The organism is Streptomyces sp. NPDC001700, from assembly GCF_053596435.1.
This window is the reverse complement of sequence record NZ_JBSFGE010000015.1, coordinates 1-26,064: the sequence shown is the minus strand read 5'-3', so window position 1 is coordinate 26,064 and position 26,064 is coordinate 1. Positions and strand designations below refer to the sequence as shown.

Genomic DNA, 26,064 nt, shown 5'->3' with positions numbered 1-26,064 from the left:
TCATAAGACTCATATAAAAGTTGAGCCGTGACGACTCATGTCTGTTGACAGCGAAAAGCGGATCATGCACGCTTGAGCCTGTTCCACTCAATGCTGTAGCTGGAGGATCCCGAAATGGCACGTGCGGTCGGCATCGACCTGGGTACGACGAACTCCGTCGTCAGTGTTCTCGAAGGCGGTGAGCCCACCGTCATCACCAACGCCGAGGGCGCCAGGACCACGCCTTCCGTCGTCGCCTTCGCGAAGAACGGCGAGGTACTGGTCGGCGAGGTGGCCAAGCGCCAGGCGGTGACCAACGTCGACCGGACCATCCGGTCGGTCAAGCGCCACATGGGCACCGACTGGAAGGTCAACCTCGACAACAAGGACTTCAACCCGCAGCAGATGAGCGCCTTCATCCTGCAGAAGCTGAAGCGGGATGCCGAGGCGTACCTGGGCGAGAAGGTCGCGGACGCGGTCATCACCGTCCCGGCGTACTTCAACGACGCCGAGCGCCAGGCGACCAAGGAAGCCGGTGAGATCGCGGGCCTCAACGTCCTGCGTATCGTCAACGAGCCTACCGCCGCCGCGCTCGCCTACGGGCTGGAGAAGGACGACCAGACCATCCTGGTCTTCGACCTCGGCGGCGGCACCTTCGACGTCTCGCTGCTGGAGATCGGCGACGGCGTGGTGGAGGTCAAGGCCACCAACGGTGACAACCACCTCGGTGGTGACGACTGGGACCAGCGCGTCGTCGACTACCTGGTCAAGCAGTTCAACAACGCCAACGGCGTGGACCTGTCCAAGGACAAGATGGCTCTCCAGCGCCTCCGCGAGGCCGCTGAGAAGGCGAAGATCGAGCTGTCCAGCTCGACCGAGACCACCATCAACCTGCCCTACATCACGGCCTCCGCCGAGGGCCCGCTGCACCTGGACGAGAAGCTCAGCCGCTCGCAGTTCCAGCAGCTGACCTCGGACCTGCTGGAGCGCTGCAAGACCCCGTTCCAGAACGTCATCAAGGACGCGGGTATCTCGCTGTCCGAGATCGACCACGTGGTCCTGGTCGGCGGCTCGACCCGGATGCCCGCCGTCGCCGAGCTGGTCAAGGAGCTGACCGGCGGCAAGGACGCCAACAAGGGCGTCAACCCGGACGAGGTCGTCGCCATCGGCGCGTCCCTCCAGGCCGGTGTCCTCAAGGGTGAGGTCAAGGACGTCCTCCTGCTGGACGTCACCCCGCTGTCCCTCGGTATCGAGACCAAGGGCGGCATCATGACCAAGCTGATCGAGCGGAACACGACCATTCCGACCAAGCGCTCGGAGATCTTCACGACGGCCGAGGACAACCAGCCGTCCGTGCAGATCCAGGTCTACCAGGGCGAGCGCGAGATCGCCGCGTACAACAAGAAGCTCGGAATGTTCGAGCTGACCGGCCTGCCGCCGGCCCCGCGCGGGGTGCCGCAGATCGAGGTCACCTTCGACATCGACGCGAACGGCATCATGCACGTCGCGGCGAAGGACCTGGGCACCGGCAAGGAGCAGAAGATGACCGTCACCGGCGGCTCCGCGCTGCCGAAGGACGACATCGACCGCATGATGCGCGAGGCCGATCAGTACGCGGAGGAGGACCACAAGCGCCGCGAGGCCGCCGAGACCCGCAACCAGGCCGAGCAGCTGGTCTACCAGACCGAGAAGTTCCTCAAGGACAACGAGGACAAGGTCCCGGGCGAGGTCAAGACCGAGGTCGAGGAGTCGGTCGCCGACCTCAAGGAGAAGCTCAAGGGCGAGGACACCGCCGAGATCCGCACCGCGACCGAGAAGGTCGCCGCGGTCAGCCAGAAGCTGGGCCAGGCGATGTACGCCAACACCGACGCCGCCGCCGGTGAGGCCGGTGCCGCCGGTGCGGATGGTGCCGAGGGCGCCCAGGCCAAGGCCGATGACGACGTGGTGGACGCCGAGATCGTCGACGACGAGAAGGCCGACAAGGGCCAGGGTGGTGCCGCGTGACGGAGGAGACTCCGGGCTTCGAGGAGCAGCCCGACGTCCCCTCCGAAGCCGCGCAGACCCCCGACGACGCGGCGAAGGGCGCCGGGTCCGCCGACAAGGCGGGTCCGGGCGCCCCGGCCGGGGACATGGAACAGGTAGCCATTCAGGCGCAGCTGGACCAGGTGCGTACCGCCCTCAATGAGCGGACCGCCGACCTCCAGCGCATCCAGGCCGAGTACCAGAACTACCGGCGCCGGGTCGAGCGGGACCGGGTGCAGGTCAAGGAGGTCGCGGTCGCGAACCTCCTGAGCGAGCTGCTTCCGGTGCTCGACGACATCGGCCGGGCGCGGGAGCACGGCGAACTCGTCGGCGGCTTCAAGTCCGTCGCCGAATCGCTGGAGACCGTGGCGGCGAAGCTGGGCCTGCAGCAGTTCGGCAAGGAGGGCGAGCCCTTCGACCCGCTGGTGCACGAGGCGCTCATGCACTCGTACGCGCCGGATGTCACCGAGACGACGTGCGTGCAGATTCTCCAGCCGGGGTATCGAATCGGCGAACGAACGATTCGCCCGGCGCGGGTCGCGGTCGCCGAGCCCCAGCCGGGCGCCTCGTCCAAGGGCCCGGGCGAAGGCGACGGCACGGCGCCGGACGAGGAGAGCGGTGGCCCGGAAGAGGGCTGACGCGACGGTGACGGCAGGAATACCAGGAGAGGAGGGACGTCGGGGATGAGCACCAAGGACTTCGTCGAGAAGGACTATTACAAGGTTCTCGGCGTCCCCAAGGACGCCACCGAGGCGGAGATCAAGAAGGCGTACCGGAAGCTCGCCCGCGAGTACCACCCGGACGCCAACAAGGGCGACGCCAAGGCCGAGGAGCGCTTCAAGGAGATCTCCGAGGCGAACGACATCCTCGGCGACCCCAAGCGGCGCAAGGAGTACGACGAGGCCCGCTCCCTGTTCGGCAACGGGGGCTTCCGCCCCGGGCCGGGCGGGGCGGGCTCCACCGGAAGCTTCAACTTCGACCTGGGGGACCTCTTCGGGGGCGCCCAGGGCGGCCCCGGTGGCGCGGGCGGTGCCGGTGGCTTCGGCGGTGGGCTCGGCGACGTGTTCGGCGGTCTCTTCAACCGCGGCGGGCCCACCCGGACCCAGCCGCGGCGCGGCCAGGACGTCGAGTCCGAGGTGACGCTCAGCTTCACCGAGGCCGTCGAAGGGGCCACCGTCCCGCTGCGGATGTCCAGCCAGGCCCCGTGCAAGTCGTGCTCCGGCACCGGCGACAAGAACGGCACCCCGCGGGTCTGCCCGACCTGCGTCGGCACCGGGCAGGTCAGCCGGGGCGGCGGGGGCGGCTTCTCGCTCACCGACCCGTGCGTGGAGTGCCGGGGCCGAGGCCTGATCGCGCAGGACCCGTGCGAGACCTGCAAGGGCAGCGGACGGGCCCGTTCCGCTCGCACCATGCAGGTCCGTATCCCCGCGGGCGTCAGCGACGGCCAGCGGATCCGGCTGCGCGGCAAGGGCGCCCCGGGCGAGACCGGCGGTCCGGCCGGTGACCTCTACGTCATCGTCCATGTGGACCCGCATCCGGTCTTCGGCCGGCGCGGCGACAACCTGACCGTCACCGTCCCCGTCACCCTTCCGGAGGCGGCGCTCGGCGGCGAGATCAGGGTCCCGACGCTGGGCGGCCCGCCGGTCACCCTGAAGCTGCCGGCCGGTACGCCGGGCGGCCGCACGATGCGCGCCCGTGGCAAGGGCGCGGTGCGCAAGGACGGCACCCGCGGCGACCTGCTGGTCACCGTCGAGGTGACGGTGCCGAAGGACCTCAGCACTGCCGCTCGTGAGGCGCTGGAGTCCTACCGGGAGGCGACCGCGGGCGATGACCCGCGGGCGGAGCTGTTCCAGGCCGCGAAGGGAGCATGACCCAATGGAGACGCACGGCCGAGGGGGCCTCGGAGGCAGGGGACCCGGCCGGTCACGTAATCCGTACGAGCTGACCGACGAATCGCCGGTGTACGTCATCTCGGTCGCCGCTCAGCTCTCCGGCCTGCATCCGCAGACCCTGCGTCAGTACGACCGCCTCGGGCTGGTCTCCCCGGACCGTACCGCCGGCCGCGGCCGGCGGTATTCCGCGCGCGACATCGACCAGCTGCGCCAGGTGCAGCAGCTGTCCCAGGACGAGGGGATCAACCTCGCCGGGATCAAGCGCATCATCGAGCTGGAGAACCAGGTCGCCGCGCTGCAGTCGCGCGTGGCCGAGCTGCAGTCGGCCGTCGAGGGCGCGGCCGCCGCGATGCAGCAGCGCGAGGCCCAGGTCCACGCCTCGTACCGCCGCGACCTGGTGCCCTACCAGGACGTCCACCAGGGCAGTGCCCTGGTCGTCTGGCGTCCCAAGCCCAAGCGCAGGGATTAGCGTCTCCCTTCGGCAGCGCGACAGGCCCGGTGACCTCTACGGTCGCCGGGCCTCGCTCATGTGGCCGGGGCCCGCGGCGGGCGCACCATGGAGGTGTGGGAGGAGGTACCGCACATGTTGGAGATCAAGACGCTGGACAAGCCGGATGAGCGGCGGGACTTCCCTGGAGGTCATCTGGAGAGGCTGCATCTGACGGGGCTGGACTTCGCCGTGGGCACCTTCGAGCCCGGCTGGCGCTGGCGGGAGTCGGTCCGGCCGCTGGCCGGTACCCGGAGCTGCCAGGTCCGCCACTGCGGGGTCGTGGTGCGGGGGCGGATGCGGCTGCGGATGGACGACGGCGCCGAGGCCGAGGTGGGGCCCGGCGACGTGTTCGTGATACCGCCCGGCCACGACGCGTGGGTGGTCGGCGACGAGCAGGTGGTGGTGTACGACACCGGCGGCGAGATGGCCGAGGCCTACGCGCGGATCGACGGGGCCGACCCCTGATCGGTGCGGGGGTTCCCGGCCGGCGGTGAGCCTCGCGCGCCTCACCCCCGTCCCATCGCCCGGGTGATCGTGATCTCGATCAGGACGCGGTGCGGGTTGGGGCGGGGCGTGCGCTCGTAGCGTTCCGCGTAGCGGCGTTCCGCGTCGGCGATCAGCTCGGGTTCGGTACGTACCCGGGCGGTCCCCTCCAGCGTGGCCCACCGCTTGCCCGCCATCTGGCAGACGGCGACCCGCGCGCCGTCCGCCGACTCGCTCGCCGCCCGGACGTGGGCGGCCTTGCGGCTGTGACCGCTGGCGATGACACGGGCGAGCCCGGCTTCGGGGTCGTAGGTGACGCCGACCGGGACGACGTGCGGGGTGCCGTCGGGGCGCAGGGTGGTGAGGGTGCAGAGGTGGCGTTCGCGCCAGAAGGCGAGGTACGCGGGGTCCGGGTTGCGTGGATCGAGGGCCATGGACGGGAACCTATGGCCAGAACGCTGGCGGAGACACAGTTGAGTGGAATAGACTCAACTTTACGCATGTTGTGCACGGCAGGATTGGTTGTGCAGGCAGGATTGTGGTCCGCCGCAGCGCGATGAGGAGGAGCCAGGTACGTGGACGCCGAGCTGACCAACAAGAGCCGGGCGGCGCTGAGCGCGGCCAATGACCGGGCGGTGTCCGCCGGGCACGCCGATCTGACCCCGGCCCATCTGCTGCTCGCCCTGCTGTCCGGGCAGGACAACGAGAACATCATGGATCTGCTGGCCGCCGTCGACACCGACGCGGCCGCCGTACGGAACGGGGCCGAGCGGCTGCTCGCCGCCCTGCCCAGCGTGCAGGGCTCCACCGTGGCCCCGCCGCAGGCCAGCCGCGAACTGCAGGCGGTCCTCGTGGACGCCGCGCAGCGCGCGAAGGACCTCGGCGACGACTACATCTCCACCGAGCACCTTCTGATCGGCGTCGCCGCCAAGGGCGGCCAGGCCGGGGAGCTGCTCGACCAGCAGGGGGCGAGCGTCAAGCCGCTGCTCGCCGCGTTCGAGAAGGCCAGGGGTGGACAGCGGGTGACGACTCCCGATCCGGAGGGCACGTACAAGGCGCTGGAGAAGTTCGGCACGGACTTCACCGCCGCCGCGCGCGAGGGCAAGCTCGACCCGGTCATCGGCCGGGACCAGGAGATCCGGCGCGTGGTGCAGGTGCTCTCGCGGCGTACGAAGAACAACCCGGTGCTGATCGGCGACCCGGGCGTCGGCAAGACCGCCGTGGTGGAGGGGTTGGCCCAGCGCATCGTCAAGGGCGATGTGCCGGAGAGCCTGCGCGACAAGCGGCTGGTCGCGCTCGACCTCGGCGCGATGGTCGCGGGCGCGAAGTACCGGGGCGAGTTCGAGGAGCGGCTGAAGACCGTCCTCGCCGAGATCAAGTCCAGCGACGGCCAGATCATCACCTTCATCGACGAGCTGCACACCGTGGTCGGCGCGGGCGCGGGCGGCGACTCGTCCATGGACGCGGGCAACATGCTCAAGCCGATGCTGGCCCGTGGTGAGCTGCGCATGGTCGGCGCGACCACGCTGGACGAGTACCGCGAGCGGATCGAGAAGGACGCCGCGCTGGAGCGCCGCTTCCAGCAGGTGCTGGTCGCCGAGCCGACCGTCGAGGACACCGTGGCGATCCTGCGCGGCCTCAAGGGCCGGTACGAGGCGCACCACAAGGTGCAGATCGCGGACGGCGCGCTGGTGGCCGCCGCGGCCCTCTCCGACCGGTACATCACCTCCCGCTTCCTCCCCGACAAGGCCATCGACCTGGTCGACGAGGCCGCCTCCCGGCTCCGCATGGAGATCGACTCCTCACCCGTAGAGATCGATGAGCTGCAGCGCTCCGTCGACCGGATGAAGATGGAGGAGATGGCGCTCGCCAAGGAGACCGACGAGGCCAGCAAGCTGCGGCTGGAGAAGCTGCGCCGCGACCTCGCCGACAAGGAGGAGGAGCTGCGCGGCCTGACCGCCCGCTGGGAGAAGGAGAAGCAGGGCCTCAACCGGGTCGGTGAGCTGAAGGAGAAGCTGGACGAGCTGCGCGGCCAGGCCGAGCGCGCCCAGCGCGACGGCGACTTCGGCACCGCCTCCAAGCTGCTGTACGGGGAGATCCCGGCCCTGGAGCGGGAGCTGGCCGAGGCCTCGGAGGCCGAGGCGGAGGTGCAGCAGGAGGACCGCGGCACCATGGTCAAGGAGGAGGTCGGCCCGGACGACGTGGCCGATGTGGTCGCCTCCTGGACCGGCATCCCGGCCGGGCGGCTGCTGGAGGGCGAGACCCAGAAGCTGCTGCGCATGGAGGATGAGCTGGGCCGTCGGCTGATCGGCCAGACCGAGGCCGTACGGGCCGTCTCCGACGCCGTGCGCAGGACCCGGGCCGGGATCGCCGACCCGGACCGGCCCACCGGATCGTTTCTCTTCCTCGGCCCCACCGGTGTCGGCAAGACCGAGCTGGCCAAGGCGCTCGCCGACTTCCTCTTCGACGACGAGCGGGCCATGGTCCGCATCGACATGAGCGAGTACGGCGAGAAGCACAGCGTCGCCCGGCTGGTCGGCGCCCCGCCCGGCTACGTCGGCTACGAGGAGGGCGGCCAGCTCACCGAGGCGGTGCGCCGCCGCCCGTACAGCGTGGTGCTGCTGGACGAGGTGGAGAAGGCCCACCCCGAGGTCTTCGACATCCTGCTCCAGGTGCTGGACGACGGGCGGCTCACCGACGGCCAGGGCCGGACGGTGGACTTCCGCAACACCATCCTGGTGCTCACCTCCAACCTGGGCAGCCAGTACCTGGTGGACCCGCTGCTCAGCGAGGAGGAGAAGAAGCGACGCGTCCTGGAGACGGTCCGTACCTCCTTCAAGCCGGAGTTCCTGAACCGCCTGGACGACCTGGTGGTCTTCTCCGCGCTCAGCCAGGACGAACTGTCCCGCATCGCCGAACTGCAGATCGCCGCGCTCGCCCGGCGCCTCGCCGAGCGGCGGCTGACCCTGGAGGTCAGCCCCGAGGCGCTGGCCTGGCTCGCCGAGGAGGGCAACGACCCGGCGTACGGGGCGCGCCCGCTGCGCCGTCTGGTGCAGACCGCGATCGGCGACCGGCTGGCCAGGGAGATCCTCTCCGGCGAGGTCCGGGACGGCGACACGGTCCGGGTCGAGAGGGCCGGAGACGGCCTCCTGGTGGGCCCGGCGCGCTGAACCACCGCCCCTGTCTTGATCGCGCAAAGGTCCGGTCAGGGTTGTACGGCGGGGGCGGGTGTGAGGGAGGATGGCGGTATCCATACGAAGGGAAATCCACGGTGAGCATCGACCCGTCCTCGATTCCGAATTTCGGGGGCCAGCCCGAGCCCGAACCGGCGGGTCCGAGCGGCCCCGTGCTGCCCGACCAGGACCTGGTCAAGCAGCTTCTGGAGCAGATGGAGCTGAAGTACGTCGTCGACGAGGAGGGAGACCTCGCGGCGCCGTGGGAGCAGTTCCGCACCTACTTCATGTTCCGTGGTGAGGAGGAGCAGCAGGTCTTCTCCGTCCGGACGTTCTACGACCGGCCGCACGGCATCGAAGTGAAGCCGCAGCTGCTCGAGGTGATCGACGACTGGAACCGCCGCACCCTGTGGCCCAAGGTCTACAGCCACACCAACGACGACGGCACGGTCCGGTTGATCGGTGAGGCGCAGATGCTGATCGGCACCGGCGTCAGCCTGGAGCACTTCGTATCCAGCACGGTCAGCTGGGTGCGGGCATCGATCGAGTTCGACCGCTGGCTGGTCGAACAGCTCGGCCTGGAGACCGACGCCGAGTCCGGCGACGACGAGAAGCCGGGCGACGACGAGGCCTGAGCAGGCCGGTCGGCCAGCACACGCACAGCAGCACACAGGCACAGCGGCACAGCAGCACGAGAACCCGGCCAGCGCGCCGCCCGTCAGGACGACGGCGCGCTACCGGGTTCTTGTCGTGTCCAGGGCCGTTGCGGAACTTTCCCCGCCCCATGAGGCGGTGTGACCATGGCTGGAACCGGCAGAGGGAATGGTGGAGACATGGGCGGCAGGCCGCTGCTGAACCGACGGCTCGACGGGCACGGCACGACGATCTTCGCGGAGATGTCCGCGCTCGCCGCGCGTACCGGCGCGATCAACCTGGGCCAGGGATTCCCCGACACCGATGGGCCCGAGGAGGTCCGCGAGGCGGCCGTACGGGCCCTCCGGGACGGGCGGGGCAATCAGTACCCGCCGGGCCCGGGCGTCCCCGAGCTGCGGACCGCCATCGCCGAGCACCAGCGGCGGTTCTACGGGCTGTCCTACGACCCCGACACCGAGGTCCTGGTGACCGCGGGCGCCACCGAGGCCATCGCGGCGTCGATGCTGGCGCTGCTGGAACCGGGCGACGAGGTCATCGCCTTCGAGCCGTTCTACGACTCCTACGCGGCCTGCATCGCCATGGCGGGCGCCACCCGCGTCCCCCTCACGCTCCGGGCCCCCGATTTCCGCCCCGACCTCGACGCCCTGCGCGCCGCCATCACGCCCCGCACCCGGCTGCTGCTGCTCAACAGCCCGCACAACCCGACCGGCATGGTGCTCACCCGCGACGAGCTGACCGCCATCGCCTCCCTCGCCGTCGAGCACGACCTCCTCGTGGTCACCGACGAGGTCTACGAGCACCTGGTGTTCGACGGCGAGCACATTCCCCTCGCCTCGCTGCCCGGGATGCGCGAGCGGACCGTCTCCATCTCGTCGAGCGGGAAGACGTTCTCGTTCACCGGTTGGAAGGTGGGCTGGGTGACGGCCTCGGCGCCGCTGGTGACGGCCGTCCGTACCGCGAAGCAGTACCTCACCTTCGTCAGCGCGGGCCCGTTCCAGTACGCGGTGGCGGAGGCGCTGAGGCTTCCGGACGGCTACTTCACCGGGTTCCGGGAGGGGCTGCGGGCCAAGCGCGACATCCTCGCCGACGGGCTCACCGAGGCGGGCTTCGAGGTCTTCCGTCCGCAGGGCACCTACTTCATCACCACCGATGTCGCGGCCCTCGGCGAGAAGGACGGCATCGCGCTGTGCCGGAGCCTCCCGGAGCGCTGCGGCGTGGTCGCGGTCCCCAACGCGGTCTTCTACGACGACCCGGACGCCGGGCGGAGCCAGGTCCGATTCGCCTTCTGCAAGCGGGAGGACGTCCTCCGCGAGGCCGTGGCGCGCCTGCGGCGGCTGTGAGCCACGGGCGTGTCCCCATCGAACCTCTGGACTTGCTCAACTTACCTTCACGGTTGGACACCTGCGCCGGTCCCCAACGCGCCGTCTCTGAGCAGGGGAAGAGTTGTCGTCAACTGTCGTCGTCTGTCGTCGTTGGCCACCCTCGGGCGGCCCACAGACGGCCCGGCGCCGGGGCCCGAAGAGCCTCTAGCGCTCGCTAGGGGCCGACCCTGGCAGTTACGTTCTGTTGCTTCTACTGGGTAGTGAGTAGTGGGTAGTGGGTAGTGGGTAGTGGGGTGCCTACTGGGATGCCCCTGTTGAGGGCCGCTATGGGCGAGGGATTGGGGGTTAGTGGGTAGCGGGGTGTTGGGCCCCACTACCCACTACCCAGTAGCTGAGCGTGACGTTGAGATGTGGTCGGGAAGGACCGCCTTCGGCGGACGTCTTTGGGGCGCCTCAGCACTCGGGAGCTCTGGCCTGACGGCGGGCCGCGCCGCCGTGGGGGTCCCACAGCGAGGACGAGCGGCGCGCGAGTTTCCACTCAAGCAGGCTCACGTCCTTCTCGCTGTGGGGGTCCCACACCCCCACGCCCAGGTCAGCGCCCCCCACACAGCGTGGGACCCCCGCAGCGTGTGGGAGGCAACGCGTGGGACTCCCACAACGGCCTGACATCCTCTGACTGTCAGACCGGCCGTGACACCCAAACCCCTAGGCACACGCGGGTGTCACGAGCCCTGACACCCGGCGGTAACGCCCTCTGACACCGTGCCTGACACCCTCGTGGGGCGACCCTGACACCCGTTCTACGCTTTGGAGCGCGCCAGGCGGGGGAGCGTGGGAATCGTCGGCGTGGTTCGCTCGCGCCCGCGCCTGAACGGCCACACACCGCTACTGGCTACTGGCTACCGCAAAGGTTGCCAGTAGCCAGTAGAACGACCCCCTGCGGCCTCTCACAGGGCCCTACCGGGCCTTTGCCGGTAGCCATTAGGCAGTAGCCACTAACCACTACGATTACCCACCGTTATCAGGCGCCCAAGGGCTCCGTAACGGTCGCCTAACGCCCGTCACGCGTGACTGGCGCGTAACACCCAAACCCCTAGGCAGACGCGCCGTGACGCGGGCGTAACAGCGGCCCGTCACACCGCATCACACGGCCCGTCACACCTGCTGGGGCCAGTCCTCACACTTCGCGTCACGTCGGGGCCGGACGCGCCCAGGTAAAGCCCTCCCCCTCTACCGCGCACCGTCGCCGACCCATGCGCACTGGGGATAGGTGGTCTTCGCCCGCTGCTGAGGTAGCGGGGGCCCTTTACCTCGGTAGAGGGGGTGGTAACGGGCTCTGACCTGCAAGGTAGAGAGGGTAGAGGGGGGGTACGGCTCCCCCGGCTGGATGCGGGTCAGAGCGGAAAGGACGAGAAGGACCGCCTTCGGCGGACGTCTTTCGGGCGCCCATGGCGGGAGCTCCCATCGCGCCGTGGGCGGCGCGGCGCCGCAGCATCTCAGAGCGGCCATGCGGGGAGCCCCCCAGGTAAAAGCCGCTCGCGTCTCAGGCCCCGGACAAGCAAGAAGAGCACCCCCGCCCTGGTGCTCTTCTTGCTTGTCCGGGCGGCTTTTACCTGGGGCAGATGGCATCAGGGGGGTAAGCGACGTCGAGCCTCCCCCGCGCACGGGACTTCCCAGGACGGCTTTTCAGCGGGTTGGCATGGCCGTCGCCCCCGCTGAAAAGCCGTCCTGGGGCCTTCCAAGGGGCAGGCGGTGGACGACGGAGAGGGTCGCCAGGCCCCTGCCGCTCTCTCGTGGTGCTGATGGCTCTTAAGGAGGGGAGACGACCTTGAGCGCCCCGATCCTCCCCCCTTGGAAGGCCGCCCCAAGCCCTGTCCTAGAGATTTAAGAGAAAATAGCGTCCGCAGCGTCCGCCGAGCTTCCCGCATCCCCTCTGACCTGCATGATTCTTGCGGACGCTAAAACGAAATGCGTAGCGTCCGTCAGCGTCCGCAGCGTCCAGACCCCCCGCTACTAAGAGCCGGTTTTCGCAGGTCAAGCGGCTCTTAGGAGGCGGCGGGTTGCGGACGCTACGGATGCTGAACCTCTGGTCGGGAAGCAGAAGAGACCACCCTCGCCCGGCGCGGGTGGTCTCTTCGCGTCCTGCTGAGCGTCGGACGGAGAGCTGCAACACCAGGTGTTGCAGCCGCTTGTCCGCCACGCTTGCCTGGAGCGCGCGACGGCGCCCAGAGTTCGCATCGGCCGCCGCGCGCGAGCGCAGCGAGCTGCTAATGGTCGTGCGGCCTTGGCCGCTCCTTCTATCTCCCGCCCTGCGGGGTCGCTTCGTCCAGCGCCTTCAGCACCGGATCGGGGTCGCCGTTGTACATGAGGTGCGGTTCGTCTGGCTCCGGAGGTACGAACCGGGTTCGGTATCGGAGCAAGTCACTTTCGGCGAAGTAGATCGAGTTCGGATCGGCCGCATGCTGGGCATTGCGCTTGCTCACACGGGCCCAGAGTTCTTCGTGGCTCGCCTCCAGGTAGACGAGCACCGTGCTCGCACCCGCGTTGGTCGCGAGCGAACGCCAATGAGCGCGGTCGTCCGGTGTCCAGAAACCATGGTCGACCACCACGTCACGCCCGGCCCGGAGTTGCCCACGGAGTTCCTGGGAGATCTCTTCGAGGATTGGGCGCTCAAGGGTCGGAAACGTGCCCCGAGGGAAGTCGACGCCGTACACGCCATGTCGGCGATACATCTCTTCGTCTGGACACAGCCTGACGAAGCCCTGGGCTGTAAGCGCACGGGACAGAGTCGTCTTACCTGAGCCGGGGAGTCCTGCCATGAGGACACAGAACGGCCGACGGGCGTTGACGGCCGTCACTGGGTGACTTCCGATTCCGTCCGCCACGTACGGCCAGGGCCTCCGAGGTCGACGCCGTATTCCACGACGTTGTCCTCAGTGTCGACGAACTTCGCCGTCATCACGACTACTGGCTCTGTCGGTGGCTTCGCGGGATCCAGCTCCAAGAGCTCCGCGTCCTCCGGCGTCAGCAGGCGCGCCGACGCACTGTCGATCCGATGACTGATCGGTCGGCCGGTTGCCTGGGCGATGAGCTGTAGCGAAGTCCCCCCGGTCAGACGATCGCTCTTCGTCAGTTGCGGAACCAGGTTGGCGTACCGAGCGGGGATCCACGAGGTGGAATGCGCGACGATGCCGTGCCGGTCGCGATACACGCGACGTCGCCTGACCACGTCCGAGCCAGGCTTGATGTCCAGTGCTTGGGCCACGTCTGCGGGTGCCGACACCACTGATGCCTCGTGAGAGTCGGACCGTTCGCCGGATCCCCAACTGGAGCCGGTCTGGCGTCCTCGGTCCTGGCGCTGCGATCCCGAAGACATCGGGGCCGGACGGTCTACTACCTCCGTACCGATTCCGTGAATGCCCCTGATGAGCCCGTCATTGCGCAGCTTCCGCAACGCCTTCTCAGCGGTCGCGGTACTGACCTTCCACTCCTGCGCGAGGTTCTTGATGCTCGGCAGGAGCGTGCCCGGCCGTAGGTCGCCGGACGTGATCAGCTCTGTGTAGTGGGCGGCAATCTGCGCGTACGGCGCTCGATTGTCGGCCTGCTCTGACATCTCCCTAGCTCCCTTGTCTCAGTGGACGCGGTCCCTACTGTACCCCTTGACACCCTAGGGTGCCCTAGGGAACCTTAGGGATGTGCCCGCCGGTCGGATTGGTCGATCGGAGACCGCTTGTCTGGCGTGCGCTGAAACGCGAAAAGCCCTGGTCAAGGCCAGGGCAAAGCAAGGAGCGGCCACCTACCGCCAAGCAGTCAGCCGCTCCCCGACCCTCGAAGGGGTATCTCCATGATGCCTGGAGCCATCAAGGAACGGACCACCGAGCAGGTCACTGCTCTGTACGCGGCGCGTCTTGAGTGCGGCTGGGAGCTGTCGGATCTGGCCGACCGGCTGCGGCTGGAGGCTGCGGAGCGGGACGTGAAGCTGCCGGTGCACAACCACCCGCTGTTCACCCGGATCAAGCTGTGGGAGCGGGGCGAGGGCGTACCTCGGGCCCGGTACGTGGAGCTGCTGACGGCCGTGTACGGCAAGACCGCCACGGAACTCGGACTGCCGGACCGCAGTCAGCCGCCGATCGATGCTGAGCGCTGGGGACGGCTGTACGAGCGCTACTTCGACTGGACGGTGTCCTACCTCTGGCGCCGTGTCCATCAGCGTGACCTGGCCATGGACCTGGCGCAGGACACGTTCATCGAGATCGGCCGCACGCTGCACAAGATCGACCCGGCCAAGGAAGGGAACTTGTACGGCTTCGTCGCGCAGCAAGCGCGCTGGACCCTGGGCCTGTACCGGCAGAGTTCCCGGAGCTGGCGCGAGACGGCGGCCGACTTCGGCGCCGAGGAGAAGCCCGCGAGCGATGCCCACTCCTCGCCGGAAGGCACGATCGCTCTGACCATCGACCTGAATCGCGTCCTGGCGGCACTGCCCGCCCGTGACCGGCAGGTGATCGCCCTCCGCATCTTCGATGACCTGACCGTGGAGCAGATCGCCGGAGTCATCTCCCTGTCCCACACGCGTACGCAGAAGCTCATGAACCGGGCCGTGGACACCCTCCGGACCCGGCTCACCGGCCAGCCCATCACCTGGACCATCCCCGGTTCCGTGCGAGACCTGGAGAAGGCCGCATGAGCCACCACGCCACCCCGCATCTGAACGCGGCTCGCCGCCGGGCGAGGAAGCGCACCCTCGCCCGGCGGGACGGGGCCCGCTGCTCCTACTGCTGGACGCCGTTCACCGACCTCCGGACGGCCACCCTCGACCACGTGGTGCCAATCTCCCTGCTCTTCACCTGGCGCCCGGAGAACCTCGTACTGGCCTGCCGCTCGTGCAACGACCGGAAGGCCGACCGACTCCCGATCTCTGTGGCGCTGCTTCTGTGCGCCCACAGGGCCCCCAGCAGGGTGACCGTGAACACCGAGCCGTCCACCGTGAACGCCAATGCCCCGGCCGTGAACACCAAGCCGTCCACGGTGAGCGGTACGGACCCCATGAACGCCCTGCCGGTGAACGCCATGAACGGCGTGAACACCCCGGCCGTCCACCCGACTTCCACCCCTGCGTCCACCTCGCCGCTGGTGGTCGATCGGTCGGTGCTGGACCGACACACATGCGCTGCCCAGTCGGCCGATGACCTGCGTGACTGTCAGCGTCACGGGGGGCGTGACGGCCGTGACGGGTGCCGTCACGGGCATGGCGCGGCTGTGCTCGACTGGTTGGGCTTGGCTCGACTCGCGCACGCTGCACAGTCGGCCGCCGACGCGTACGCCGTTCCCCCGACGGGCGGGAAGCGTACGGGCGCCAGGGTCGGCCGACTCCACACACCCGGACGGGATCGGTCGACGGGCGTCAACCACGCCTCGACCCCCGTCGACCGATCGACCGCCGACCCCGCGCGGCTGGAGTCGACCAGTCGACCGGGAACGAGGTGCGTCAACGGTCGATCGACGCCCGTCAGCCATCGATCGACGGGCGTCAACCGCGCGGCCAGCCGCGCGCAACCGCGCGCCCACGACACCCAACCGCGCGCCTTCCGCGCGGAGCCGCGCGCCAACCGCGCGCACGGCACGCGGCTGTGTGACGCACCCCGTACGCGTCCGTGTGATGGTCGGCCGCACGCGGGGGTGGTGTCGGTATGAGCACCCAGACCAGGCCCGTCAACGGGCACGTGCACCCCGCCCCGGTCGGGAGCTCCCGACCGACCACCAACCAGCACCCGGCCGGGAACGGGTCGGACGGGGGCAAGAAGCCGTCCGCCGCGTCGCGGTTGGTCGCGCTGGCGCGGGAGCGGTACGAGCTGGTGATGTCGGAGGACGGACGGCCGTACGCGGTGGCCATGGACGGCCCGAACCTCGCCCTGCCGTTCAAGGGGCGCGGCGGTCTGCGGCAGCGACTCTCCCGGCTGTTCACCGACACCTTCGACGGTGAGGTGCCCTCTCAGTCCGCGCTGGCTGATGCGATGACCGTGCTGGAAGGCGACGCGGACGCAACCGACCCAGTCCCCGCACACCTGCGGGTGGGCACCGACCCTGCTGGCGCCATCGTGGTGGATCTGGGCACCGCCGACGGCCAGTGCGTCACGGTCAGCCCGTACGGCTGGCAGACCGTGCCCCGCTCGCCCGTGCTCTTCCGGCGGTCCGGAGCCATGGCGCCCATGCCCGCGCCGGTGCTGGACGGGGACGGGCTGTCCAAGCTGCACGGCCTGCTGAACATGGACGAGTCCGCGTTCCGGCAGCTGTGCGGCTGGCTGGTGGCCGCGTGGATTCCGACGATCCCGCACCCGGTTCTGACGTTCAAGGGCGAGCAGGGCACGGGGAAGTCGAAGACCGCGCAAATGGTCGTGAACCTGATCGACCCCTCACCGGCCAGCAAGCGCAGCCAGCCGAGGGACGTCAAGGCGTGGTCGGTGCAGGCGTTCAACTCCTGGGCGCTGTGCCTGGACAACGTCTCATCGATCCCGCCGTGGCTGTCCGACACGCTGTGCAAGGCCGTGACCGGGGATGGCGTCATCGACCGGGCCCTGTACTCCGATGACGACGTGGTGGTGCTCTCCTTCCGGCGGGTGCTGGCCATGACCACCATCGACGCCGGAGCCCTCGCGGGGGACCTGGCGGAGCGGCTGCTGATGCTCGATCTCCAGCTCATCAGCGAGGACCGCCGCCGCACGGAGGAAGAGCTGGACGCGGCGTTCGAAGCGGTCCGCCCAGCCGTCATCGCGGCCCTGTTCGACCTGCTGGCCTCCGTGCTCGCAGTGCTGCCCACCGTGCGGCTGGAGAGCATGCCCCGCATGGCCGACTTCGCCCGCGTCCTCGCGGCCGTCGACCAGGTCCAGGGCTGGCAGACCCTGCCCGCCTACCTCGCCACCTCAGCGAACGTGGCCACCGACGCCCTGGAAGGCGACGCGTTCGGCTCCGCAATCGTCGCCCTGGTGGAAGCTGCGGGAACCTGGCGCGGCACCGCCGGAGCCCTGCTGGAGCAACTGCCCGCCCCCGAAGGGCTGGTCAAAGGCTGGCCCAAGGACGCCACCCGCGCGGGCGGACGCGTCCGCCGACTGGCCCCGCTGCTCCGCGCGGCCGGTGTCGCCGTGGACGACACGCAGCGTAGTGAGGACCGGCACCGGCACCGGCTGTTCGTCCTCTCCCGCATCGACGCGGAAGAGGGGCCAGCGTCCGCAGTCTCCGACGCCACTACCGGCCCCGCATGGCCGCCTGTGGCCCCCATCCCCAAGCCAGAAACCCTACCTGAGCTCGACTGACGCCATCCGGAGCTTTCCGGACCGGGCAGCCGCACCGCTGCCCGGAGCGCGGACGCTGTGCGGACGCTACGACTTCCAGCGTCCGCACAGCGTCCACACCCCGCACCACCCGCGACCTGTGTGAACGAGCCGCACGGACGCTACGGGCGCTGCGGACGCTGTTTTCCCCCAAATCTCTAGGACCGCACTCCCGCACACCCGATCACGGACACGAGGAGTCACCACCGCCATGGCTACCGAAGAGCCGACCGACCCGCGCGCGATCCTGCGCGGCGGCCTCCCGGACCGCTACCTCACCCCCGAAGACCTGGTCACCATGTTCAGCCTCCCGAGCGTCGAAACCGTGTACCAGTGGCGCCGCAAGCGCATCGGCCCGCCCGGCTTCCGCGTCGGTCGATACCTCCGCTTCAACCCGGCCGCCGTACAGGCATGGGAGGCCGAACGGACCGCCCTCGAAGACGCGGCCTGAGCCTCCCCGGCCCGGCAGGGAGGCAGCACCCGCCGGGCCGGGGAGACAGGGAGAACTCCCTGACCGCCTCCCTGCTCTCCCTCCCTCTGCCTGACCAGCACAGATGCCACATCAGGGAGGCAGGGAGGCACAGCCCCAGCACCCGCGAAAACCCCCTCAGGAAGCCATCCGAGACCCCCGTCTCTGCCTCCCTGAGCCCCGCCGGAGCGCTGCTAGATCTAGCGCCCCCCCGCCGCTAGGTCTAGCAGCTCGGCTGGCACCCGATCAGGCACCTGACCAGCGAACTAGCGCCTAGCACCTGGTTTGCCGCAACCCCCGAAACGGGCCGGAAGGCCGCTCTGCAGCCCTCCCCTGCCCTGCTACCGAGAAGGGAGTCAGCCCCGCATGGCTGGCCACATCCAAGACCGCTGGTACAAAACCGAGACCACCGCCGACGGCAAGACCGTCCGTGTCAAGACCGACCGGTACGGCACGGGCATGCGCTACCGGGCCCGCTACATCGGCCCCGACGGCACCGAGAAGTCCAAGAGCTTCCCCGACGGCAAGAAGCGCCTCGCCGAGAAGTGGCTCAGCGCCATCGAAACGGACATGACGCGCGGTCAGTACACCGACCCCAAGTCGATGCAGATCACGTTCCGGCAGTACGCCGAGAAGTGGTTGGACAGCAAGACACCCAGCGCGATGACCAGGAAGGAACTCGGCCGACGCCTGCGGCTGCATGCCTACCCGGTGCTTGGCTCTCGACCGATCGGGACCTTCAGGCCGGAGCACATCAGGGAGTTCGTCGCCGCCCTGGAAGCGAAACCCGGCGTCGGCCCGTCCTACGCCCGGAACATCTTCGCGGACGTTCAGTCGGTCCTGTCCGCTGCTGTCGATGACACGCTGCTGGCCCGCAACCCGTGTGGAGCACGGACCGTCCGGCGGCCCAAGCCTGCTCCCTATCTCGTCGTCCCGTGGTTGCCCGCCCAGGTGTTCGCCGTTCGGGCGGCTCTTGCGGAGCGGTATCGGGCGATGGTCGATGTTGGCGCCGGATGCGGTCCGCGTCAGGGCGAGGTGTTCGGCCTGGCTGAGGACGCCATCGACTTCGAGGGGCGCACACTCCATGTTGTTCGCCAGATCAAGCACGTAGAAGGGCACCCGGTGTTCGCTCTCCCCAAGGGCGGCAAGACGCGAGATGCACCGTTGCCTGACTACGTGGCGGGTTCTCTTCAGGCGCACATGGATGCCTTCAAGCCCGTGGAGATCACGCTTCCGTGGGAGACGCCGGAAGGCCCGTTGGTGTCCTTCCGGCTGATCTTCACGGCTGAACAGGGGGGCATGGTGTGGCGGAGCAACTTCAACAACAAGGAGTGGAAGCCCGCTCTCGCGGTCGCTGGGCTCATCCCGGAAGCGGACGAGAACGGCAAGTACGAGTCGGCGCGGGAGCACGGGATGCACGCCGTGCGGCACTTCTACGCCTCCGCGCTGCTGGACGCGGGTGAGAACATCAAGGCCGTCAGCGAGTACATGGGGCATGCTGACCCGGCGCTGACGCTGCGGGTGTACGCCCACCTGATGCCCGACAGCCGAGACCGTGCCCGCCGTGCCATCGACTCGGTGTTCCAGCGTGTCTCCGAGGAAGATCACGGCCCACAGACGGCCCAGTGAGGCACAGACGGCCCCTGGACTGCCCTGCTGGGCAGGTCGGGGGCCGTCTCGTCAATAGGACCCTCAGAACTTGCTCAACTCGGCTTTTGACGGGGACCAAGCCGGGCAGGAGCTGGTCAGGCACGACAGAGCGGTACCTCGCTACGGGGGCTCGCTACGGGGGATGGAAGGAGTGAGGACCCCATGGGATTTGTCATCGTGTTCGTCGTCGTGGTCTTCGCGGTCATGGCGGTGGCGGCACTGAGCGCCGGGAAGGCCAGGAAGCGCCGGGGGGCTTACGGGGCGGGTTCGTCCGGGGGCGCCGGTGGCGGCTGGTGGCTCGGCAGTGGTGGTTCGAGCGGCGGTGGCTGCGGTGGCGGCCACCACCACGGCGGCAGCAGCTGCGGCGGCAGCAGCAGTAGCTGCGGCGGCGGAGGGGGCTGTGGCGGTGGCGGCGGTGGCGGTGGTGGCGGCGGCTGCGGGGGAGGTTCCTGAGCCTGAGCCGCCCCTCGGGGGAACCGCCCCGTGTGAATGCGCCCGGCGCGCCAACGTGCGCCGGGCGCAGCTGTGTTGAACACTTGAGCTGGGGACCGCCCTAGGGGGTGGAAACCCGGCGAAGGTGGGTAAAAACGATGTGGCGTCGACCATTTCATGATTCCGTATACCACCGCCCTACGGACCCCACGTGGGCACGAGCCGGAGTATCCGCAGCCCCCTGGACCACTGCGGGGCGGACCACCGCGGGGCGAGCCGGCCCACCTTTCCCCTGCGTGCTTGCGGAGCCGACCCATGCTCACGACCCTCAAGACTGCCTACACCGACACCCGCGCCGATGACCTGGCCTGGGCCCTGGGGCGGGAACCGCTTCCGGCCCTGGCCGTGCTCGACCTCCGACTGCACGGTTTCGCAGTGCAGTTGAGGCTTCTCGGGGCCTCGCACCAGGTCCTCCTCGAAGCGGAGGACGGGCGCTGTTCTGAGACCGTCGCCTGCATGTCCGGCAGCAGCACCCCGCTCCCGCTGGGCGTTTCCACCCTCGTCGACGGCCGCGAGTACGAATTCGCGGCGCGCGTCGAGGAGTTGTCCAAGGGGTCGTTCGCCGGGCGGGCCCAGGAGTTACTGGCCCTGGTCGCCGACCATCCGCACGGCCTGGCGGGGACGTTCCCCGGCGCCCCGCACGCGTTCACCGCGCTGCTCGCGCAGTGGCACGAGGGCACGGTGGGGTGGCGTACCTGGCACGCGTATCCGCAGGAAGGGCGGCTCGTCACCACCCGTACCTGCCTGGGCGTGACGTCCATACCGATGCGGCTCCGGCCGCCCGGCGACCACCCGGTGTCCTCCCGCTGATCCCCCGCTGATCCGGTGTGCGGATGATGCGGTGTACGGATGAGCGGCAGTCAGTACACCCTTGTGGGTGACCAGGCGTGGGTGATTTGTAACGTAGCGTTCCGTTCGTGACCGAATCCCCGATGCCCGCGCCGGAGTCTGAGAGTCCGGTGCGGCTGCCCGTGCGGGCCGGGTTCGGCCGCTTCCTCATCCTCGTGACCGTCTTCGTCTGCGCCGCCTGCGGGCTGGTTTACGAACTCGAACTCGTCGCCCTCGCCTCCTACTTGGTGGGCGATTCGGTGACCCAGGCCTCCGTCGTCCTGTCGGTGATGGTCTTCGCGATGGGCGTCGGCTCGCTGCTCGCCAAGCGGCTGCGCCCCCGCGCCGCGGCCGGTTTCGGCGCCGTCGAGGCGGTGCTCGCGCTCCTCGGCGGCTGCTCGGCGATGGCCCTGTACGCGTGCTTCGCGTGGTGGGGGCAGTCGCGCTCCGCGCTGGTCGGCTTCTCGTTCGCGATCGGCGTGCTCATCGGCGCCGAGGTGCCGCTGCTGATGACGCTCATCCAGCGGGTGCGGCGGCAGGACCCGGGCGGCGCGGTCGCCGATCTGTTCGCCGCCGACTATGTGGGCGCGCTGGTCGGCGGGCTCGCCTTCCCGTTTCTGCTGCTGCCCGCGTTCGGCCAGCTGACCGGCGCGCTGGTGACGGGCGCGGTGAACGCGGTCGCGGGCGGGGCGCTGGTGCTGTGGCTGTTCCGCCGCGATCTGAGCGCACGGTCCCGGTGGGCGCTGATCGTCGGCAACGCCCTGGTGCTCGGCCTGCTGGCGGCTGGCGCCATCCTCACCCCTTCCTTCGAACGGGCCGCCCGGCAGGCCGTGTACGGGCCGGAGGTGCGCGTCGCGGTGCGCACCGGGGTCCAGGAGGTGGTGCTGACCGGCGGCCGCACCCACGGGCGCCCGCTGTCGCTGTTCCTCGACGGGCGGCTGCAGGTCAGCGGGCACGACGAGATGCGCTACCACGAGGCGCTGATCCACCCCGCGATGGCGGCCGGACCGCACCGCCGGGTCCTGGTGCTCGGCGGCGGCGACGGGCTCGCGGCCCGCGAGGTCCTGCGGTACGGCGGGGTCCGGTCGGTGACCGTCGTCGAGCGCGACCCGGAGGTGGTGCGGCTGGCCCGCCGCGACCCCGGGCTCTCCGCGCTCAACGCGGACGCCTACCGCGATCCGAGGGTGCGGGTGGTCACCGCGGACGCCTTCGACTGGCTGCGCCGGAGCGCCGCGTACGACGTCGTGGTGAGCGATCTGCCCGACCCCGGCCTCACGCCGAGCACCAAGCTGTACTCGCAGGAGTTCTACGGCCTCGCGGAACGGGCGCTGGCCCCCGGCGGGCGGCTCGCCGTCCACGCGGGCCCCTTCGGCCCGCGGCCCCGCGCGTACTGGACGGTGGACGCGACGATGCGCTCGGTGGGGCTGCGGACGGTGCCGTACGTGGTGGCGGCGCGCCCGGCGGGCGGCGAGCGGGCGGGGTACGGGTCGGCGGGGGACGGGCCGCGCGACTGGGGATTCCTGCTCGCCGCCCGCACCCCGCCCCCGCTGGCCCTCGACCCCCACGGCCCCCGCCCGCGCTCGCTCACCCCGGCCGGTCTGGACGCGGCGCGGCGCGCGGCCGGACGGAGCGGGGAGCCCGGTCTGCCGCCGTCGACCCTGATGCACCCGCGCTACGGGGACTGAGTACGTCGAGGGCGAAAGTTGCGTGGGATGGGGTCTCAGCGAACGCGCGATGGGTAGTGTCTTGAGCTATGGAGCATGAGGTGTTCGTTCCGTTTCCCGTCGACACCGTCCGGCAGGCGCTCTCGGATCCCGACCGCATCGCCCGTTGCGTTCCCGGGCTCCAGCAGGACGCCGATGAGGACGCGGGTCCGCTCGCCGGGCGGCTGCGGCTGCGCATCGGCGGATCCACCATCACCTACCGTGGCGCGCTGCGCGTCACGGAGCGCGGCGATGGCGTGGAGGCCGAGGGCGAGGGCACCGAGGTGCGGGGCGGCGGCTCGGTGAAGCTGGCGCTGACCCTGACGCCCCGGGCCGTGGACGGCGGCGGTACGGGGCTGCGCTGCTCCGGGACCGTGCGCAGCGAGGGTCGGCTCGCCGAGTTCGACGCGCACGCGACCGAGACGGTGGCCCGCCGCATGCTGGACCGCTTCGGTGCGTCGCTGGCGTCCGGTCTCGAGGCGTCCCCGATCGCCCGGCCCGCCGATCACGACCCCCTCGCGGAGGCGGAGCTGCCGCTGCGCACCGACGCCACCGATCAGCCCGAGGAGGCCGAGGACATCGATGTGGACGACATCGGCGACCTCGACGACGTCGACTCGGTGGGCGATGTCAGCGAGCTGGCCGAACTGGGCGGGCTGGACGACGACGAGCCCCCGGCCGAGGCCGCGCACGCCCGCCGCACCATGATCGGCCGCTCGACCGAGGAGGTCGACCACGCCCCGCCGCGCGGCCGCTACGCCCCCGTACCGGCGCCCGAGGCCGGGTCCACCGGTGCCGCGCTGCGCTGGGCGGCGCCCGCCGCGGCCGTGGTGCTCGCGTCGGCCGTCGTCGTCGGACGGCGTGTGCTGCGCCGCCGTAGGTGAGCTGCCCGTAAGCCACCTCTGATCGCTCGCCGCCGCCGAGCGGCTGCGCATAGGGTCGGGGCGTGACCGAAGAGACTACGGAGACCAAGGGCGTCCGGCTGACCGCCGGGGACGCCGAGCTGACCGTTTCGCCCGAGAACGGCTGCCGTATCGGCTCGCTGCGCATCGGTGGCACGGAGCTGCTGCGGCAGGGCCCGCGGTACGGGTCCTTCCCGATGGTGCCCTGGTGCGGCCGGGTCGAGCTGGGCCGGTTCCGCGACGGCGGCCGGAGCCACCAGCTGCCCGTCAACTCCCCGCCGCACGCGATCCACGGCACCGGCCGGGACCTCGCCTGGCGCACGGTCGGCACCGGACCGGACAGCGCGACCTTCACCTACGACCTCGCCGACCCGTGGCCGTACGAGGGCCGGGTCACCCAGCGCTTCGACCTGACCGCGGACGCGCTGACCGTCACCATGAGCGTGGAGACGGATGGCGACTCCTTCCCGGCGCAGGCCGGATGGCACCCGTGGTTCCTGCGTAACCTGGGCGGGGGCGGCGCCGACGTCGAGCTGTCCTTCACCGCGGAGTGGCAGGAGGAGCGCGGTGAGAACCACCTCCCCACCGGCCAGCGCGTCCAGCCGCGCCCCGGCCCGTGGGACGACTGCTTCGGCATGCCGGACGGCGTGGATGTCACGCTGACCTGGCCGGAGCGGCTCGAACTCAAGGTCACCAGCCGCAGCGAATGGGTCGTGGTCTACGACGAGCAGCAGGAGGCGGTGTGCGTCGAGCCGCAGTCCGGGCCGCCGAACGGTCTGAACACCCTTCCGCGCCTGGTCACGCCCATCGACCCGCTGGAGATCTCCATGACATGGAGCTGGCGCGAGCTGGCGTAACGCGGTGGAAGAGCACCGCCTAAGCTCGTGAGCATGAGCGAAGCGCGTGACGCCCTGCTGCAGCAGATCAAGGACAAGGCCGTGGTCCACGGCAAGGTGACCCTCTCCTCCGGCAAGGAGGCCGACTACTACATCGACCTGCGCCGGATCACCCTGGACGCCGAGGCCGCGCCCCTGGTCGGGCAGGTCATGCTCGACGCCACGGCCGACCTGGACTACGACGCGGTGGGCGGGCTGACCCTGGGCGCCGACCCGGTGGCCACGTCCATGCTGCACGCGGCCGCCGCGCGGGGCCGGAGGCTCGACGCCTTCGTCGTCCGCAAGGCGCAGAAGACCCACGGTCTGCAGCGGCGGATCGAGGGCCCGGACATCGCGGGCCGCCGCGTGCTGGTGGTCGAGGACACCTCCACCACCGGCGGCTCGCCGCTGACCGCCGTCGAGGCGGCGCGCGAGGCGGGCGCCGAGGTCGTCGCGGTCGCCACGATCGTCGAGCGCGGGGCCGCCCCCGCGATCGCGGACGCCGGGCTGGCCTACGTACCGGCGTATTCGCTCACCGACCTCGGTCTGAGCTGATCCGGGGCCTGAGCTGATCTGGTTTCACGTGAAACCACCCACCCCCGTCCGTGTGGTCCCCGCGAGCGCCGGGTGGAGCAATCGACGGAGTCTGGGAGGATGGCCGCGACGATGACGTCGCCGCAGGACTCCCCCTAGGTCAGGGCCAAGAACCTCACCCGCGCACATCACAAGGAGCGGACAGATGCCCATCGCATCCCCTGAGATCTACAACGAGATGCTCGACCGGGCGAAGGCAGGCAAGTTCGCCTACCCGGCGATCAATGTGACCTCGACGCAGACGCTGCACGCCGCGCTGCGGGGCTTCGCCGAGGCGGAAAGCGACGGCATCGTCCAGATCTCCACCGGTGGTGCCGAGTTCCTGGGTGGCCAGTACAGCAAGGACATGGTCTCCGGCTCGGTCGCGCTCGCCGAGTTCGCGCACATCGTCGCCAAGAAGTACCCGGTGAACATCGCGCTGCACACCGACCACTGTCCGAAGGACAAGCTGGACGGCTATGTGCGTCCGCTGCTCGCGGTCTCGCAGGAGCGCGTCGCGGCCGGGCAGAACCCGCTGTTCCAGTCCCACATGTGGGACGGCTCCGCCGAGACGCTGGACGACAACCTGCGCATCGCGCAGGAGCTGCTGGCCGAGGCGGTCAAGGCCAAGATCATCCTTGAGGTCGAGATCACCCCGACCGGCGGCGAGGAGGACGGCGTCTCGCACGAGATCAACGACGAGCTGTACACCACCGTCTCCGACGCCGAGCGGACCGCCGAGGCGCTGGGTCTGGGCGAGAAGGGCCGCTACCTGCTGGCCGCCTCCTTCGGCAACGTCCACGGCGTCTACAAGCCGGGCAACGTCGTGCTCCGCCCGGAGCTGCTGCGCCAGCTGCAGGACGGCCTCGCCGCGAAGTCCGGCAAGACCGACCCGTTCGACTTCGTCTTCCACGGCGGCTCCGGCTCCTCGGAGCAGGAGATCCTCACGGCGCTGGAGAACGGCGTGGTGAAGATGAACCTCGACACCGACACCCAGTACGCCTTCACCCGGCCGATCGCGGACCACATGTTCCGCAACTACGACGGTGTGCTGAAGGTCGACGGCGAGGTCGGCAGCAAGAAGGTCTACGACCCGCGCAGCTGGGGCAAGTCGGCCGAGAAGGGCATGGCCGAGCGCGTCACGCAGGCCTGCGCCAACCTGCGGTCCACCGGCACGAAGCTGAAGTAATCCGCCCGGCGCGGCGGGTGCGGGGCCGGGCCCCGCACCCGCC

23 protein-coding genes are annotated in these 26,064 nt (G+C 70.0%); 20 read left to right on the top strand and 3 right to left on the bottom strand.

Annotated features, from left to right (window positions below; genetic code table 11):
• Positions 1–114: 114 nt before the first annotated feature.
• The 5 genes from dnaK to ACWC5C_RS26255 all read left to right on the top strand — a co-directional run bounded on the left by dnaK (position 115) and on the right by ACWC5C_RS26255 (position 4,848).
• Positions 115–1,983 carry a molecular chaperone DnaK gene (gene dnaK / locus ACWC5C_RS26275; protein WP_450879143.1) on the top strand — a complete coding sequence of 623 codons (1,869 nt, stop codon included), beginning with the start codon at positions 115–117 and terminating at the stop codon, positions 1,981–1,983.
• Positions 1,980–2,639, top strand: coding sequence for a nucleotide exchange factor GrpE (gene grpE / locus ACWC5C_RS26270; RefSeq protein WP_450879141.1), 660 nt, complete (start codon positions 1,980–1,982; stop codon positions 2,637–2,639). The genes dnaK and grpE overlap by 4 nt, the downstream gene beginning before the upstream one ends.
• Positions 2,640–2,684: 45 nt before the next feature.
• Positions 2,685–3,872, top strand: coding sequence for a molecular chaperone DnaJ (dnaJ, locus tag ACWC5C_RS26265; RefSeq protein ID WP_450879139.1), 1,188 nt, complete (start codon positions 2,685–2,687; stop codon positions 3,870–3,872).
• A gap of 4 nt (positions 3,873–3,876) precedes the next feature.
• Entirely contained in the window at positions 3,877–4,362 is a 486-nt protein-coding gene (locus ACWC5C_RS26260; RefSeq protein WP_450879137.1) for a heat shock protein transcriptional repressor HspR, read from the top strand.
• Positions 4,363–4,476: 114 nt separating this feature from the next.
• Positions 4,477–4,848 (top strand): cupin domain-containing protein, encoded by a 372-nt coding sequence (locus ACWC5C_RS26255; protein ID WP_450879135.1) that lies wholly within the window; start codon positions 4,477–4,479, stop codon positions 4,846–4,848.
• A 41-nt stretch (positions 4,849–4,889) separates the two neighbouring features.
• Here ACWC5C_RS26255 and ACWC5C_RS26250 read toward each other — a convergent pair whose 3' ends face one another.
• A complete protein-coding gene (locus ACWC5C_RS26250) occupies positions 4,890–5,300 on the bottom strand; it encodes a pyridoxamine 5'-phosphate oxidase family protein (protein ID WP_450879133.1) in 411 nt (136 codons plus the stop codon).
• 141 nt (positions 5,301–5,441) lie between these two features.
• Here ACWC5C_RS26250 and clpB point away from each other — a divergent pair, with 141 nt between their 5' ends.
• The 3 genes from clpB to ACWC5C_RS26235 all read left to right on the top strand — a co-directional run bounded on the left by clpB (position 5,442) and on the right by ACWC5C_RS26235 (position 10,033).
• Positions 5,442–8,036, top strand: coding sequence for an ATP-dependent chaperone ClpB (gene clpB, locus ACWC5C_RS26245; protein WP_450879131.1), 2,595 nt, complete (start codon positions 5,442–5,444; stop codon positions 8,034–8,036).
• Between the two features lie 101 nt (positions 8,037–8,137).
• Positions 8,138–8,674 carry a type III secretion system chaperone family protein gene (locus ACWC5C_RS26240; protein WP_385443950.1) on the top strand — a complete coding sequence of 179 codons (537 nt, stop codon included), beginning with the start codon at positions 8,138–8,140 and terminating at the stop codon, positions 8,672–8,674.
• A 198-nt stretch (positions 8,675–8,872) separates the two neighbouring features.
• Complete coding sequence (locus ACWC5C_RS26235) at positions 8,873–10,033, top strand: pyridoxal phosphate-dependent aminotransferase (protein WP_450879128.1); 1,161 nt, start codon at positions 8,873–8,875, stop codon at positions 10,031–10,033.
• A 2,279-nt stretch (positions 10,034–12,312) separates the two neighbouring features.
• On the opposite strand, the gene ACWC5C_RS26230 is transcribed toward ACWC5C_RS26235, so the two are convergent.
• Positions 12,313–12,873, bottom strand: coding sequence for an AAA family ATPase (locus ACWC5C_RS26230; protein WP_450879126.1), 561 nt, complete (start codon positions 12,871–12,873; stop codon positions 12,313–12,315).
• Positions 12,870–13,628 carry a GntR family transcriptional regulator gene (locus ACWC5C_RS26225; RefSeq protein WP_450879124.1) on the bottom strand — a complete coding sequence of 253 codons (759 nt, stop codon included), beginning with the start codon at positions 13,626–13,628 and terminating at the stop codon, positions 12,870–12,872. Before ACWC5C_RS26225 ends, ACWC5C_RS26230 begins: the two co-directional genes overlap by 4 nt.
• Before the next feature lie 231 nt (positions 13,629–13,859).
• Between ACWC5C_RS26225 and ACWC5C_RS26220 the strand changes: the two genes are divergently transcribed.
• The 12 genes from ACWC5C_RS26220 to fbaA all read left to right on the top strand — a co-directional run bounded on the left by ACWC5C_RS26220 (position 13,860) and on the right by fbaA (position 26,021).
• A complete protein-coding gene (locus ACWC5C_RS26220; protein ID WP_450879122.1) occupies positions 13,860–14,699 on the top strand; it encodes an RNA polymerase sigma factor in 840 nt (279 codons plus the stop codon).
• A complete protein-coding gene (locus tag ACWC5C_RS26215) occupies positions 14,696–15,706 on the top strand; it encodes an HNH endonuclease (RefSeq protein ID WP_450879120.1) in 1,011 nt (336 codons plus the stop codon). The genes ACWC5C_RS26220 and ACWC5C_RS26215 overlap by 4 nt, the downstream gene beginning before the upstream one ends.
• The gene (locus ACWC5C_RS26210; protein ID WP_450879118.1) at positions 15,703–17,322 is read left to right on the top strand and encodes an ATP-binding protein; all 1,620 of its coding nucleotides are present in this window, start codon (positions 15,703–15,705) and stop codon (positions 17,320–17,322) included. The genes ACWC5C_RS26215 and ACWC5C_RS26210 overlap by 4 nt, the downstream gene beginning before the upstream one ends.
• Before the next feature lie 229 nt (positions 17,323–17,551).
• Positions 17,552–17,791, top strand: coding sequence for a helix-turn-helix transcriptional regulator (locus ACWC5C_RS26205; RefSeq protein WP_205385076.1), 240 nt, complete (start codon positions 17,552–17,554; stop codon positions 17,789–17,791).
• 384 nt (positions 17,792–18,175) lie between these two features.
• Positions 18,176–19,438 carry a tyrosine-type recombinase/integrase gene (locus tag ACWC5C_RS26200; RefSeq protein WP_450879116.1) on the top strand — a complete coding sequence of 421 codons (1,263 nt, stop codon included), beginning with the start codon at positions 18,176–18,178 and terminating at the stop codon, positions 19,436–19,438.
• Between the two features lie 183 nt (positions 19,439–19,621).
• Positions 19,622–19,912, top strand: a complete 291-nt coding sequence (locus ACWC5C_RS26195) for a hypothetical protein (protein WP_450879114.1) — start codon at positions 19,622–19,624, stop codon at positions 19,910–19,912.
• 294 nt (positions 19,913–20,206) lie between these two features.
• On the top strand, positions 20,207–20,761 hold the full coding sequence (locus tag ACWC5C_RS26190; RefSeq protein WP_450879112.1) for a DUF2617 family protein: 555 nt from the start codon (positions 20,207–20,209) through the stop codon (positions 20,759–20,761).
• A 122-nt stretch (positions 20,762–20,883) separates the two neighbouring features.
• Positions 20,884–22,464, top strand: a complete 1,581-nt coding sequence (locus tag ACWC5C_RS26185) for a polyamine aminopropyltransferase (RefSeq protein WP_450879434.1) — start codon at positions 20,884–20,886, stop codon at positions 22,462–22,464.
• A gap of 68 nt (positions 22,465–22,532) precedes the next feature.
• On the top strand, positions 22,533–23,366 hold the full coding sequence (locus ACWC5C_RS26180) for an SRPBCC domain-containing protein (RefSeq protein ID WP_450879110.1): 834 nt from the start codon (positions 22,533–22,535) through the stop codon (positions 23,364–23,366).
• A 62-nt stretch (positions 23,367–23,428) separates the two neighbouring features.
• Positions 23,429–24,241: an aldose epimerase family protein gene (locus tag ACWC5C_RS26175; RefSeq protein ID WP_450879108.1), complete on the top strand. Its 813-nt coding sequence runs from the start codon at positions 23,429–23,431 to the stop codon at positions 24,239–24,241.
• A gap of 33 nt (positions 24,242–24,274) precedes the next feature.
• Positions 24,275–24,814 (top strand): orotate phosphoribosyltransferase, encoded by a 540-nt coding sequence (gene pyrE / locus ACWC5C_RS26170; RefSeq protein ID WP_385443962.1) that lies wholly within the window; start codon positions 24,275–24,277, stop codon positions 24,812–24,814.
• A gap of 166 nt (positions 24,815–24,980) precedes the next feature.
• Positions 24,981–26,021, top strand: a complete 1,041-nt coding sequence (gene fbaA / locus ACWC5C_RS26165) for a class II fructose-bisphosphate aldolase (protein ID WP_385444064.1) — start codon at positions 24,981–24,983, stop codon at positions 26,019–26,021.
• The last annotated feature ends 43 nt before the right edge of the window (positions 26,022–26,064 follow it).